This window comes from Citrobacter sp. MGH105 (assembly GCF_001037485.2).
Classification (GTDB): Bacteria; Pseudomonadota; Gammaproteobacteria; order Enterobacterales; family Enterobacteriaceae; genus Citrobacter; species Citrobacter portucalensis.
Genome location: NZ_CP073048.1, coordinates 3,701,971 through 3,715,864, shown reverse-complemented (window position 1 = coordinate 3,715,864; position 13,894 = coordinate 3,701,971). Strand labels below are relative to the sequence as shown.

10 protein-coding genes are annotated in these 13,894 nt (G+C 54.4%); 4 read left to right on the top strand and 6 right to left on the bottom strand.

Going from position 1 to position 13,894, the window contains the following annotated elements; translation table 11 throughout:
* Positions 1 to 2: 2 nt before the first annotated feature.
* The 3 genes from SK35_RS18040 to SK35_RS18030 all read right to left on the bottom strand — a co-directional run bounded on the left by SK35_RS18040 (position 3) and on the right by SK35_RS18030 (position 4,046).
* A complete protein-coding gene (locus SK35_RS18040; protein WP_048214723.1) occupies positions 3 to 944 on the bottom strand; it encodes a D-ribose ABC transporter substrate-binding protein in 942 nt (313 codons plus the stop codon).
* Positions 945 to 1,061: 117 nt separating this feature from the next.
* Entirely contained in the window at positions 1,062 to 1,724 is a 663-nt protein-coding gene (gene entD / locus SK35_RS18035; RefSeq protein WP_048214722.1) for an enterobactin synthase subunit EntD, read from the bottom strand.
* A gap of 48 nt (positions 1,725 to 1,772) precedes the next feature.
* The gene (locus SK35_RS18030) at positions 1,773 to 4,046 is read right to left on the bottom strand and encodes a TonB-dependent siderophore receptor (protein WP_048214721.1); all 2,274 of its coding nucleotides are present in this window, start codon (positions 4,044 to 4,046) and stop codon (positions 1,773 to 1,775) included.
* Positions 4,047 to 4,299: 253 nt separating this feature from the next.
* Between SK35_RS18030 and fes the strand changes: the two genes are divergently transcribed.
* From fes to wzz(fepE), 4 genes are all read left to right on the top strand, one after another.
* Entirely contained in the window at positions 4,300 to 5,517 is a 1,218-nt protein-coding gene (gene fes / locus SK35_RS18025) for an enterochelin esterase (protein WP_075551208.1), read from the top strand.
* Between the two features lie 30 nt (positions 5,518 to 5,547).
* A complete protein-coding gene (locus SK35_RS18020; RefSeq protein WP_032941816.1) occupies positions 5,548 to 5,766 on the top strand; it encodes an MbtH family protein in 219 nt (72 codons plus the stop codon).
* Positions 5,763 to 9,653 carry an enterobactin non-ribosomal peptide synthetase EntF gene (gene entF / locus SK35_RS18015; RefSeq protein ID WP_048214720.1) on the top strand — a complete coding sequence of 1,297 codons (3,891 nt, stop codon included), beginning with the start codon at positions 5,763 to 5,765 and terminating at the stop codon, positions 9,651 to 9,653. The genes SK35_RS18020 and entF overlap by 4 nt, the downstream gene beginning before the upstream one ends.
* A 229-nt stretch (positions 9,654 to 9,882) precedes the next feature.
* Positions 9,883 to 11,016, top strand: coding sequence for an LPS O-antigen length regulator Wzz(fepE) (wzz(fepE), locus tag SK35_RS18010; RefSeq protein ID WP_048214719.1), 1,134 nt, complete (start codon positions 9,883 to 9,885; stop codon positions 11,014 to 11,016).
* Positions 11,017 to 11,062: 46 nt separating this feature from the next.
* On the opposite strand, the gene fepC is transcribed toward wzz(fepE), so the two are convergent.
* From fepC to fepD, 3 genes are read right to left on the bottom strand one after another with little or no spacing between them, the layout of a single operon-like run.
* Positions 11,063 to 11,860: an iron-enterobactin ABC transporter ATP-binding protein gene (fepC, locus tag SK35_RS18005; RefSeq protein ID WP_032942652.1), complete on the bottom strand. Its 798-nt coding sequence runs from the start codon at positions 11,858 to 11,860 to the stop codon at positions 11,063 to 11,065.
* The gene (gene fepG, locus SK35_RS18000) at positions 11,857 to 12,849 is read right to left on the bottom strand and encodes an iron-enterobactin ABC transporter permease (RefSeq protein ID WP_048214718.1); all 993 of its coding nucleotides are present in this window, start codon (positions 12,847 to 12,849) and stop codon (positions 11,857 to 11,859) included. Before fepG ends, fepC begins: the two co-directional genes overlap by 4 nt.
* On the bottom strand, positions 12,846 to 13,853 hold the full coding sequence (fepD, locus tag SK35_RS17995) for a Fe(3+)-siderophore ABC transporter permease (protein ID WP_048214717.1): 1,008 nt from the start codon (positions 13,851 to 13,853) through the stop codon (positions 12,846 to 12,848). Before fepD ends, fepG begins: the two co-directional genes overlap by 4 nt.
* Between the last annotated feature and the right edge of the window lie 41 nt (positions 13,854 to 13,894).

Here is a 13,894-nt window from a genome sequence, read left to right as displayed (position 1 = left end):
GCTTAGTGGCTCAGGTTGAATTTACTCAGCTTGCTGGCATTGGTTTCATCAATCAGCACGCAATCCATGAGCTGTTTTTCTTCTTTCTGCGCTTTGCCGTTTTTAAGATAGTAATCAGCCTGCTCAACCGCCATTTGTGCCTGCTGCCAGCCGGGCTGAAGGACGGTCGCTTTAATGTTGCTCTTGTTGATGATGGAATCTCGGGTGTAGTCGCTGCCGTCAAAACCCACCACGATGACATTGTTTTTCCCAGCAGCCTTCAGGGCAGCTTCTGCGCCCAGCGCCATGGTGTCGTTGCCGGAAATGACGCCGACGATATCAGGGTTGGTTTGTAAAATAGCTTCCATACGGGTAAACGCTTCAGTTTGGCTCCAGTTCGCCGTTTGCTGGGCGACCATTTTCATATCCGGATAGTCGTCGAGCACATCGTGATATCCCTGTGAGCGCACATGCGCGTTGGTGTCGGACTGGCGTCCCAGCAGCTCAACGTACTTGCCTTTTCCATCCAGTAGTTTGGCGAATTTCTCTGCGCCGAGCTGCGCGCCTTGGTAGTTGTTCGACACGATTTGCGCGACTGCGATGCCGGTCTTATTAATTTCACGATCGATGAGGAATGCAGGCACGCCCGCCGCTTTGGCTTTTTCCAGTGGACCAACGGTAGCATCGGCGCCCGCGTTATCGAGAATGATGGCTTTCGCTTTTCGGGCTATGGCGGTCTCAATCAGTTGGTTTTGTTTATTGACATCATCATCATGAGAGGCGACCAGCGTGGTATATCCCAGCTCTTTCGCTTTGGCGATCGCGCCGTCGGCTTCGGCTTTAAAGAACGGGTTGTCGTGTGAAGGGGTGATAATCGCAATCAGTCCGTTGTCGGCAGCATACAGCGAACCCGATGCGGTAAGGATCGAGGCCAGTAATACGGATTTAATCAGGGTCTTGTTCATCTCTTTCTCCACTTTGAATATTTATTCAAATATGATTTATTATTCAAGCTAACGATAAGTCGAGATAATCGAACTGTCTACGATTTGCGCAGCTAATTTCTTAAAAGGAGAAAAGGATCACGATCCTGACAGCGTGGGTGCACACAGGGTAATGATGTTTTTATCGCGTTGAAACCAATGCACGTTAATTTCCTGATTGGCGAGGTTAGGCGAAAATGATGGCATGATTTGCAATGTTAATTGCTGATTCGTGAGCGCGGTAATTTTTGCGCTGGTGAAACCTGGTAACCCGGATGCCTGAGTGGAAAAAGCCTTATACAGGCTCTCCTTGGCGCTGAATGCCAGAGTTAAGGCGAGCGGAAAGGGCAGACCAGCATGATGCAAAATCGATCGTTCGCGGTTATCGATAATACCGTCAGTCAGCTCAACTGCGGTTTGTGGCGTAAAAATAGCTTCTATATCCAGCCCGACGGGATGCGTCGATACCACCGCCAGCGCAGTTGACGCACTGTGGCTAATGCTGCCAAACAACGTTTGTGGCCACAGCGGTTGTCGCTGCCCGCCGATGCCAGGTACAGTTTTGATACCGTATTCACGTAATGCATGTACTGCGGCAATACGCCCTGCTAAGTGCTCAGCTTTACGCTTACGTCCACAGGATTGAAGCTGAGAGTGGTGAGGGAGCCAGAGCAGGTCGTGCTCATGGAAGCTGTCGGGATCGAACTCGACCATGTGCAGCATGTGGTCTGCGAAAGTGAGCGGTGTGTGCGTGGTGTGCATGATAGTTATAATTTCCCTCTCCCCGCAGCGAGGAGAGGGAAAGCGTTATCAGAAGTGGGTGTTTACGCTCATGAACCACGTCCGGCCCGGTTCGTTATAGGTATTCGCGCCAGCGCCCGCCATATAGTTCCCGGTTACAATATCGCCCGTGGTCTGGGCATTACCTTCACGCCACAGACGTTTGTCGAAGACGTTATCCACGCCGCCGGTCAGGCTGACGTTTTTCGTCACATCCCAGGTCGCGCTCAGGCCGACGATGCTGTACGGGCTGACTTCACTCGCCGAACTACCGGTTACCGGTTTACCCTGGTAATCGTATTTCTTCGGCTGCTGTTTGCCGTACCAGGTGAAGGTGGACTGCAGCGACAAATCTTCGCGTGCCTGCCAGCTCAGAGTCGAGTTCAGCGTGTACTCAGGAATAATCGACAGGCGCTCGCCGGTCTCTTTATTCTTACTTTGCAGCATGTAGGTAATGTTGTTGGTCCAGTTAACGGTTTCGCTAACCGGCACGTTCAACGTACCTTCCAGACCCTCAACCACCGCTTTAGGAATGTTTTCCCACTGGTAGATATCGGTGTAAGTCGTTTTCCCTTTGTTGGTGATAGATGTTCTATCGAACGGTACCGTACCTGCTTCAATCTTGTTGCGGTAATCGTTGCGGAACCAGGTTACCCCAGCCAGCCAACCGTCACGCTTGAACTCAAGACCAATCTCTTTGTTGATACTGGTTTCAGCCTTCAGGTCATCGTTGCCCATCATGTAGCAACCAATTCCGGTCGCGGAACCGGTAGCGTAGCAACCCTGGCCTTTACTGTACAGAATGTAGTTCGGGTTGAGCTGGTACAGGCTTGGTGCTTTATAGGCGCGCGCAATCCCCATCTTCAGGGTGAAGTCATCGCCCAGCCCCTGGGACAGGTTCAGAGATGGGCTCCAGTTGTCGCCAACGATGCTGTGGTGGTCGAAACGCAGACCCGGCGTCAGCATGGTGCTGTCGGTCAGTTCCATGTTGTTCTCAGCAAACAGAGAGAAAATTTCTGCATCTGAGTACGGGCTACGATTGGTGCTGCTGGAGCCCGGAATATCACCGCCCATAAAGGTCTGCGAATTGGACAACATGTCCTTCATGCGTTGCTGGTTCCATTCGGTACCGAGCGTCAGATTTTGGTTAACTAGCAGATCTAACGGAATGCTGATTTCACTGTGCAGCATGACGTCATTCAGGTCGGCATCGACATATTTTTGTGACGCATTCGGGTCGAAGATCCCTTCCGTACCACCTGCAAGGCCTTCTGGTGTACGGGAGTTACGCGTATGTTCATACTGCACCCAGTTGCTGGTGGTGACGCCGTTATCCCAACCGCCGTTCCAGGTCAAAGAGTAGTTTTGGCGGTAAAGACGGTTGGTCTCTTTCCCGTAGTTATCTTTCACCAGTTGGTTGGTGTTGGTGTTTTGGGTGTCACCCGCATACAGGTTGCCCTGACGGCTATAACCGGCTTCCAGTTCCAGTGACTGGAGCGGGGCGAAATCCCAGCGCACCACGCCGTTAATGTCCTTGTTGATCACCCCTTCACGACCGGCCGGTAAGGTGTTGGCGTAAGTGCCGGTACGTTCTGACTGATGGCCCTGGTTGATGTCCCATGCGTCGGCCTGGGTTTTATCAAGATTACCGTACAGGCGGAAGCTGAAATCCCCGCCCATTGGACCATTCAGGCTAAAGTTGGTGCGTTTGGTCGAACCTTCGTCTTTGTGTTCCGGGGCGTTGAAATAGGTATCCCAGGAGCCGTGCCATTCATTGCTGCCCTTTTTGGTGATGATATTCACCACACCGCCAGCTGCACCGTTGCCATAGCGTGCCGCGGCAGGACCGCGCAGCACTTCAATACGTTCGATCATTTCCGGTGGAACCCAGGCGGTATCGCCACGAGTATCACGCTCGCCGCGCCAGCCCTGACGCACGGAGTTACGGCTGGTAACCGGTTTACCGTCGATCAAAATCAGGGTGTTTTCTGGCCCCATGCCGCGAATATCGATCTGGCGGTTGTTGCCGCGCTGACCGCTGGTTGAGTTACCGGTCAGGTTAACGCCAGGCATGGTACGGATGATTTCCGACACATCGCGAGCGGGAGGGTTCTTACGAATTTCATCAGCGGTAATGGTTGAAACGCCCGGCGCCTGCAGGTTCTGCTGGGCGGCGGTAACGACGATGGTGTCTTCAGGAGAGACAGCGACGCTATCGGTTTGATCTTCTGCCATTGCTGGCAGGGCTACCCCGTAAATCCCTAAATTGACCAATAAGGCCAGTGAATGAATCTTGTTGTTCATTGTATGTCCTGCTGTTCTTTTAGCCACGAGTACCAATGTGCCGTGGTGCGGCATTTGGCCTGATGTCGCCCGCATCTGCGTAAACTATCCATTCCAGAAAAAGTACGCAGCGCCAGGTCGGTTTATAAGTGGTGAAAAACTGTACGCGCTTCCCACAGCGCGACAATACGCTATTGCAAATGCAAATAGTTATCAATAATATTATCAATATATTTCACGCTAGATCATAAAATTTCACAATAAACATGGGGTTATGGCTGTGACGACGTTAAAGATGGGAAGCGAGGCGTGGTGGCAGTCGAAAAAAGGCCCGGAGTGGGAGCGTGAAGACAACGGAAATTATCGGGTAACCTTCTGGTGGCGTGACCCGCAGGGAACGGAAAATGAGTCAGCCATCCATCGCGTTTGGGTTTATATCACCGGCGTCACCGACCACCATCAAAATGCCCCCCCTCAGTCGATGCGACGCATTGATGGAACAAATGTTTGGTGCTGGAGTGTTTCCCTCAGCGCCAACTGGCGTGGCAGCTATTGTTTTATCCCAACAGAGCGCAACGATATCTTTTCCTCGCTTGTGGCAGGCGAAGCGTCTGACCGAAACCTGCTGCGTGAAGGCTGGCGGCAATTGCTGCCACAGGCCATTGCCGATCCCCTTAATTCGCTGAGCTGGCAGGGCGGTCGTGGCCACGCGGTGTCTGCGCTGGAAATGCCGGAGGCACCCGTACAGCCAGGATGGGATCGACCTGAAAACCCAGATTCACCCGCAGTTTGCCTGCAATGGCATAGCGCCAGGCTCGGCAATACGCGTCGCGTATGGGTGTTTACCACCGGTGATGCTCAACCCGAAACGCGTCCGTTGGCTATCCTGCTGGACGGACAGTTTTGGGCACAGAGTATGCCGGTCTGGCCTGCGTTGACTTCACTCACGCATCGCGGACACCTTCCTTCTGCCGTTTATCTCCTGATTGATGCCATTGATACGGCTCACCGCAGCCATGAGCTACCGTGTAATGCGGATTTTTGGTTGGCGGTGCAGGAGGAGCTATTACCACTGGTGAAGACAACGACCGCGTTTAGTGACGATCCGCAGCGCACCGTGGTGGCTGGGCAAAGTTTTGGCGGGTTGTCATCGCTTTATGCCGGGCTGAACTGGCCCGCGCGCTTTGGCTGTGTGCTTAGCCAGTCCGGTTCTTACTGGTGGCCGCATCGCGGTGGTCATCAGGACGGGGCGATCGTCGAGCAACTGAAAAGCGGGAAGGTGAGTGCTCAGGGGCTGCGTATTGTCCTGGAAGCGGGGATCCGCGAGCCCATTATTTATCGCGCTAATCAGGCGTTATATGCCCAGTTACCTTCTGCACCACAGTCTATTTTCTGGCGTCAGGTTGATGGCGGACACGATGCGCTTTGCTGGCGCGGCGGTCTGATGCAAGGGCTAATGACGCTCTGGCAACCGCTTACCGACACGATTTAACCGGACGATGTTCCACGACAGGAGTTGAGTATGGAATTCAGTAACCCCTTCGATAATCCGCAGGGCCAGTTTTACATTCTGCAAAATCCCCAGCGTCAGTTTAGCCTTTGGCCGCAGCAGTGCTCGCTTCCTGCTGGCTGGCAAATTGCTTGCGAACCCCAATCCCAGGAAGCCTGCCAGCAATGGCTGGAAGCAAACTGGACCACGCTGACGACCGCGAACTACGTCGATGTGCAGGAGGCTCCATGACTCAGCGTTTACCGTTAGTGGCGGCTCAGCCGGGGATCTGGATGGCCGAAAAACTCTCCACATTGCCCTCGGCATGGAGCGTGGCGCACTACGTAGAGTTAACTGGCGAACTGGACGCGTCGTTGCTGGCGAAAGCCGTTGTGGCGGGCCTGGAGCAGGCCGATACCCTGCGGATGCGGTTTAGCGAAGATAACGGTGAGATCTGGCAATGGGTGGATTCTGCGCTCGCCTTTGCGCAACCTGAAATTATCGACCTGCGCGAAAAATCCAATCCACATGAGGCGGCGCGTGCGTTGATGCAGGCAGACCTGCAGCAGGACATACGTGCTGATGGCAATAAGCCGCTGGTTTTTCACCTGCTTATACAGGTGGGAGAAAAGCGTTGGTATTGGTATCAACGTTACCATCATTTGCTGGTCGATGGCTTCAGTTTTCCGGCCATTACCCGCCAGATAGCCGCAATTTATCGCGCATGGCTACACGGCGAGCCTACGCCAGACTCGCCTTTTACGCCGTTCGCCGAGGTGGTGGAAGAGTATCAACAGTACCGTCAAAGCGATGCCTGGCAACGCGACGGCGCTTTCTGGAGCGAGCAGCGAAAGCAACTCCCGCCTCCTGCCTCGCTGTCGAACAATCCGTTGCCGGGACGATCGGCCAGCGCGGATATTATTCGTATGAAGTTAACCGCGCCTGAAGGGGCGTTTCGTCGGCTTGCGGCACGTATGCCTGACGTTCAGCGTGCGGATCTGGCCCTCGCGCTGGTGGCATTGTGGCTGGGACGTTTATGCAGCCGAATGGATTATGCCGCCGGGTTTATCTTTATGCGGCGCATGGGGTCGGCGGCGTTGACCTCCACTGGACCGGTTTTAAACGTACTGCCATTTGGTGTGAGGCTGGATGCGGCAGAAAGCTTGCCTGTGCTTGCACAACGACTGGCCGGGCAGTTGAAGAAAATGCGTCGGCATCAACGTTATGATGCCGAACAAATCGTTCGCGACAGCGGGCGTGCAGCTGGTGCTGAGCCGCTGTTTGGCCCGGTGCTGAACGTGAAAATATTCGACTATCAGCTGAATATTCCCGGCGTTCAGGCACAAACCCACACGCTGGCGACAGGGCCGGTGAACGATCTTGAGCTGGCGTTATTCCCGGATGAAAACGGTGGGCTGAGTATTGAAATCTTGGCCAATAAACAGCGCTACGATGCAGAAACGCTGGCGCAGCATGCCTCGCGTTTAATCGGGCTTATCGAGCAGTTTGCCGACAATCCGGCGCTATGCTGCGGCGACGCCGGGATGCTGTTGCCAACAGAACATGAGCGGCTGGCGAAGATTAATCACACCACCGTCGAGATCCCGTCCACTACGCTGAGCGCGCTGGTGGTACAGCAGGCCGATAAAACGCCGGATGCCCCGGCGTTGGCCGATGCCCGCTATCAGTTTAGCTATCGCGAAATGCGCCAGCAGGTCGTGGCGCTGGCGAGCCTTTTGCGTGCACGCGGCGTCAAGCCTGGCGACAGCGTCGCCGTGGCATTACCGCGTTCCGTGTTCCTGACGCTGGCGCTGCACGGTATCGTTGAAGCCGGTGCAGCCTGGCTGCCGTTGGATACCGGATACCCGGACGATCGCCTGCGGATGATGCTCGAAGACGCGAAGCCAAAATTGTTGATCGCGACCAATGAGCAACTGGCGCGCTTTAGCGATATTCCTGGGCTGGAAAGTCTGTGCTATGACTCGCCCCTGCCAGCAGAAGATGCTGCTCCGCTGGCGCTATCTCAGCCCAATCATACTGCCTATATCATTTTTACTTCCGGTTCTACCGGTAGACCAAAAGGGGTGATGGTTGGGCAAACCGCCATCGTTAACCGTCTGCTGTGGATGCAAAATCACTATTCGCTGACCGCGGATGATGTGGTGGCGCAGAAAACACCGTGCAGTTTTGACGTCTCGGTATGGGAGTTTTTCTGGCCGTTTATTGCCGGGGCAAAGCTGGTAATGGCAGAGCCTGAGGCGCACCGCGATCCGCTGGCGATGCAGCAGTTCTTTGCCCAATATGGGGTGACGACCACGCACTTTGTTCCCTCTATGTTGGCCGCTTTTGTCGCTTCACTGACGCCGGAAACCGCGCGGGAGAGTTGTGCCTCGCTGAAACGGGTATTTTGCAGCGGCGAAGCCTTGCCTGCAGATTTATGCCGTGAGTGGGAACAGTTAACTCATGCGCCACTGCACAATTTGTACGGACCAACGGAAGCGGCGGTTGATGTGAGCTGGTATCCGGCCTGGGGGGAAGACCTTGCTGCTGTAACCGGCAACAGCGTGCCGATTGGCTATCCGGTATGGAATACCGGTTTACGTATTCTGGATGCCATGATGCGCCCGGTGCCTTTCGGCGTGGCTGGTGACTTATATCTGACAGGGATCCAACTGGCGCAAGGTTATCTGGGCCGTCCGGATCTGACCGCAAGCCGCTTTATCGCCGATCCGTTTAACGCTGGCGAACGCATGTATCGTACCGGAGATGTGGCGCGCTGGCTGGAAAATGGCGCGGTGGAGTACCTTGGACGCAGCGATGACCAGCTTAAAATTCGCGGACAACGCATTGAGCTCGGCGAGATTGACCGGGTGATGCAGCAGTTGCCTGATGTCGAGCATGCCGTTGCCCACGCCTGCGTATTCAACCAGGCGGCGGCGACAGGCGGCGATGCGCGTCAACTGGTGGGGTATCTGGTGTCACAATCGGGTTTTCCGCTGGATACGTCAGCGTTGCGGGAAAAGCTGCGTGAAAAACTGCCTGCGCATATGGTGCCGACGGTATTGTTGCAGCTGGCGGAGCTGCCGCTTAGCGCGAACGGTAAACTGGATCGTAAAGCGCTGCCGATGCCGCAGTTGACGTCGCGTACTTCCGGGCGCGCACCGCGAGCAGGGACTGAAACCACCATCGCGCAGTCTTTTGCGGCTTTGCTGGGTTGCGAGGTTAATGACGTGGCGGCAGACTTCTTTGCGCTTGGCGGACATTCGTTGCTGGCGATGAAGCTGGCGGCACAGTTGAGCCGGGTTTTTGAGCGTCAGGTGACGCCGGGGCAGATTATGGTGGCCTCTACCGTTGAACAACTGAGTGCTCTACTGGAGAGCACTGATGATGAGCAGTCGCAACATATGGGATTTGAGGCACTGCTGCCGCTGCGTGAAAGTCACGGCCCAACGCTGTTCTGTTTCCATCCGGCGTCGGGTTTTGCCTGGCAGTTTAGCGTGCTATCGCGATATCTCAGCCCGCAGTGGTCGATTATAGGTATTCAGTCGCCGCGCCCGGATGGCCCTATGCAGACGGCGGAAAATCTTGATGCGGTATGCGAACATCACCTGGCAACATTGCTCAGTCAACAGCCTCACGGACCTTACTATTTATTAGGTTATTCGCTGGGCGGCACGCTGGCACAAGGGATCGCCGCGCGCTTACATGCCAGAGGAGAGACGGTTGCATTCCTCGGGCTGTTGGATACCTGGCCGCCAGAAACGCAAAACTGGCAAGAAAAAGAGGCTAATGGGTTGGATCCAGCGGTACTGGCGGAGATCGAGCGTGAACGCGAAGCGTTTCTGGCTGCACAGCAGGGGAATGCGTCAGAGGCTTTATTTAACGCAATCGAAGGCAACTATGCCGATGCGGTTCGCCTGCTCACCACGGCACACAGCGTGCCGTTTGCAGGTCACGCTACGCTGTTCGTTGCTGAGCGCACGTTAGTACCGGGTGTCAGTCCTGAACGCAGCTGGTTACCGTGGATATCCAGTCTGGATGTTTACCGCCAGGATTGCGCGCATGTTGATATTATTTCCCCTGCCTCATTTGAGGCGATAGGGCCTGTAATAAATGCACTGATTAATAAATCTGTGTAACAAGACGAATATTGCTATCGCGGTGATCGAACAATTCCATAATGTAAATAATATGTTATGGAATTGTTCTTTTTTATGCAATACAAGGTGATGAAAGGGGTGAATAAATTCCGAATATAATTTTTGGTAGGGCGATAAGCACAAAGATTGTTTCGGATAATTCTGACTAGCTGGTAGACTTCTCCCACAGGAATGTTTTTCTTTTAGGAAAGTTTTCAGGTCACGCAACATGTCATCATTAAATATAAAGCAAGATAACGTTTCGGAATTTACTGGGTATCCTCAGCCAACGGCAAACGCAAATGAAATCGATTTAGTGAATCTAATCGAAATCTTATGGCGTGCAAGAGCGAAAATTATAGCGACCGTTTTCGCCTTTGCTTGTGTGGGTATTCTGGTCTCTTTTCTGCTGCCACAAAAATGGACCAGTCAGGCCATCGTGACGCCGGCAGAAGCGGTTCAATGGCAGGGACTCGAGAATACGTTGACCAAATTGCGCGTGCTGGATATGGATATTAGCGTTAGCAGTGGTGATGTATTTAACCTGTTTATCAAAAAATTCCAGTCGCCTTCATTGTTAGAAGAGTATCTGCGCTCTTCGCCTTACGTAATGGATCAATTGAAAGGTGCTGATATCGACGAAATGGAGTTGCATCAGGCAATTGTCAGGCTCAGTGAGAAAATGAAAGCGGTTGATACTAACCTGGGTAAGAAGAACGAAACTTCGCTGTATACCGCATGGACGTTGAGCTTTACCGCACCTCAGGCCGAAGAAGCCCAGTCAGTGCTGAAGGGATATATCCAGTATATTTCTGCCCTTGTGGTGAAAGAAACGCTGGAAGATATTCGTAATAAGCTGTTCATCAAAACCAGCTATGAGAAAGAAAGACTGGAGATGGATCGCGTCAGGCTCAAAAACCAGTTGGAAGCAAATATCCAGCGACTGAACTATTCGCTGGAGATCGCCAATGCCGCCGGGATTAAAAAGCCGGTCTACAGTAATGGCCAGGCCGTGAAGGATGACCCCGATTTCTCTATTTCACTGGGTGCTGACGGCATCGAACGTAAATTAGAAATAGAAAAATCAGTGACCGATATTGCTGAAATTAACGGTGAATTACGTAATCGCCAGTATCACGTTGAGCAACTGTTAGCGATGAATGTGGGTGACGTAACATTTACGCCGTTTAAGTATCAACTTTCACCTTCGCTGCCGGTGAAAAAAGACGGTCCGGCTAAATCAATGATCGTTATTCTGGCCGCATTACTGGGGGGAATGGTGGCGTGCGGTGGTGTTCTGTTGAACCATGCCATGATGTCGCGTAAGCAAAAAATGACGTTTATTGATCAGCAACTGGTGTGATGAATTGTCGTATGGCGGCAAGCTGGCCGCCATACTGTAACGCGTGTTATTTGTTGCGTCCAAGCGGCACCACTAACGGCGTTCCGGCAACCGGATCGTCGATAATCATACAGCGCAGTCCATAGATTTTTTCAATAAGCTGCGCGGTGACGATCTCCTTCGGTGCACCCTCGGCAATTATTTTTCCGTCACGCAGCGCGATCAGATGTGTTGCATAGCGACAGGCCTGATTCAGGTCGTGCAAAACGGCGGCCAGCGTATAACCTTTTTCCCGATTTAGCTCACTCAACAGTTCCAGCAGATCGATCTGATGACTGATATCCAGCCAGGTGGTGGGTTCATCGAGCAGCATAATCGACGTTTCCTGCGCCAGCACCATCGCAATCCATGCACGCTGACGTTGTCCGCCGGAAAGGGTATCCACACTTTGTGATGCCAGATGGGTGATACCCGTCGCCTGCATGGCGTTTGAGACCGCAGTTTCATCCTCTTTCCGCCAGCGGGTAAACAGCGGCTGGTGCGGGTAGCGTCCGCGGGCAACCAGCTCCTGTACCGTAATATCTCCCGGCGTGGTGGCGTTTTGCGCCAGCAAACCTATTCTGCGGGCGACTTCTTTGCTGGCATAGTGCTGAATATGCTCGCCATCGAGCCAGACCTTGCCGTGCGCGGGCGTCATCAGACGACTCAGCGTGCGCAGTAGCGTTGATTTCCCGCAGCCGTTTGGCCCGATAATCGCGGTGAAATGGCCGTCGGGAATCGATACATTGAGGTTTTCCGCCACGGTAAACTTGCCATAACCCAGCGTTAACTGGTCGCCACGCAAACGGGCTACTGATTCGATCATTTTTTGCGGGACTCCTGAATTAACAAGACGATAAGATAAATACCGCCGAGGCTTACGGTGACAACGCCCACCGGAAGCTGATAAGGCATAAACAGCTGTTGGGCGCATAAATCCGCCATCAGCAACAGCAACGCGCCGCACAGCGCCGACAGGGTTAATCCCCAGCGCGATGTACCGCTTATACGTCGCGCGATATGCGGCGCGACAAGAGCAATAAACGAGATAGGACCGGCCAGCGCGGTGGCGGCAGCGGTCAGTACCACCGCAACCAGCATCATCATCAGACGTGAACGCTCAACGCTGACGCCAAGCGCACAGGCGCTGTCATCACCCATTTCCAGTAAACGCATCCGGCGTACCAGCAGCGCGGCGTACACCAGCATGATGATAATCAGCGGAGCAGAAGGCCAGGTTTTGGCCCAGGTCAGGCCATTGAGCGATCCGGCGTTCCACAGCCCAGCCGTCAGCGCGGTTTCTAATGATGCTTTCAGCAGTAGCCAGGTGTTGAACGCCACCAGCATGGCGCGAATGCCGATACCAATAATAATCAGCCGGAAGGTGTCGATCCCATTGCGCCAGGCGAGCGCCCAGACCACCAGAGAGGTCAGAATCCCACCCAGCATGGCCGCCAGCGCGATAGCGGTGAGATGCTGTCCGAACAGCACCATTGCCACCAGCACACCGCTCCAGGCTCCGGTATTGAAACCCATCACATCCGGGCTACCCAGCGGGTTACGCATCAGCGACTGAAATATTGCGCCGCTCACGCCGAGAGCCGCGCCAATCAATAGCGCCATGAGCGCGCGTGGCAAACGCCATTCGGTCACCACCAGCGTAATACTGCGCGGCGCATCGCCGAGCAGGGCGGCAATAATTTGCTGGGTTTCCAGCGTAACAACGCCGCTACGCAGGCTCCACAAACCAATGACGAGACAACCTGCAATCAGCAGCAGGCTGCTGATTATCAGGCGGCGGGAGAGGTGCATCATGCGCCACCTCCGCGGGATTTACGGCGTACCAGAAAGATAAGCACCGGTGCACCGATAAAAGCACTGACTACCGACACGCGCAGCTCGCCGGGGACAATCAGGCGACCGATTATATCGGCAATCAGTAACAGAGTAGGCGTTGCCAGTAGGGTTACGGGCAGTGACCAGCGGTGATCCGCCCCCACCAGCCAGCGCGCCATGTGCGGCATCATCAGGCCGATAAAGGCGATAGGACCGACAATCGCGGTCGCGCTGCCGCACAGTACGGTAATAACCAGCAGGCCAATAAACTGCGTGCGAGCGACTTTACTACCAAGCGCGGTAGCGGTGTCGCTGCCGAGGCTCAGACTATTCAGAGCGCGACTGAGGAACAGTGCGACAGCCGCGGCAATCAGTATCGGTACCAGCACAACTTTCAGCGTTTGCAGGCTGCGGATATCCAGTGAGCCGGCTTGCCAGAAACGCAGCTGATCGTAAACGTCCGGGTTGAGCAGGGCGATGCCGGTGGATAATCCTTCCAGCACCGCGCCCAGCGCAACGCCCGCCAGCGTCAGACGTACTGGGCTTAACTGCCCGCCGCCCTGACTACCGGTAAAAGCTACGATCAGCGATGCAGCCAGCGCACCGCAAAAGGCCATCAGCAGCTGTTCTTGCGCAGAGGAAAAGCCGAACAGCGCGGCCCCCAGCACAATAGCGAAGCTGGCGCCGGAGTTGACACCCAGAATGCCGGGATCGGCGAGAGGGTTACGCGTGAGCGTTTGCATAAGTGCGCCAGCCAGGCCCAGCGCGCCACCGGCGAGCAGCCCCGCCAGCGTGCGCGGCAGGCGCGCGTCCAGCACGATGGTGCAATCAGCACTTTGACAACTGCCGGTGAGCGCATCCAGCACCACGGAGGCAGGTAACGACTTGGCGCCAATAACCAGACTTAATACCGTGGTGAGAACAAGTAATAACAATAGTCCGGGCACGGCGAAGGCACGTGTCGCGGAAACAGAGCATGACATATCAACTTCCCTGATAATGATAGTAATTATCGTTATCGATC

Coding starts and splice junctions, on each gene's coding strand:
- fepC (WP_032942652.1), bottom strand. CDS start 11,860: ATGATCGAATCAGTAGCCCGTTTGCGTGGCGACCAGTTAACGCTGGGT.
- SK35_RS18040 (WP_048214723.1), bottom strand. CDS start 944: ATGAACAAGACCCTGATTAAATCCGTATTACTGGCCTCGATCCTTACC.
- fepD (WP_048214717.1), bottom strand. CDS start 13,853: ATGTCATGCTCTGTTTCCGCGACACGTGCCTTCGCCGTGCCCGGACTA.
- SK35_RS18020 (WP_032941816.1), top strand. CDS start 5,548: ATGGAATTCAGTAACCCCTTCGATAATCCGCAGGGCCAGTTTTACATT.
- SK35_RS18030 (WP_048214721.1), bottom strand. CDS start 4,046: ATGAACAACAAGATTCATTCACTGGCCTTATTGGTCAATTTAGGGATT.
- entF (WP_048214720.1), top strand. CDS start 5,763: ATGACTCAGCGTTTACCGTTAGTGGCGGCTCAGCCGGGGATCTGGATG.
- fepG (WP_048214718.1), bottom strand. CDS start 12,849: ATGATGCACCTCTCCCGCCGCCTGATAATCAGCAGCCTGCTGCTGATT.
- fes (WP_075551208.1), top strand. CDS start 4,300: ATGGCTGTGACGACGTTAAAGATGGGAAGCGAGGCGTGGTGGCAGTCG.
- entD (WP_048214722.1), bottom strand. CDS start 1,724: ATGCACACCACGCACACACCGCTCACTTTCGCAGACCACATGCTGCAC.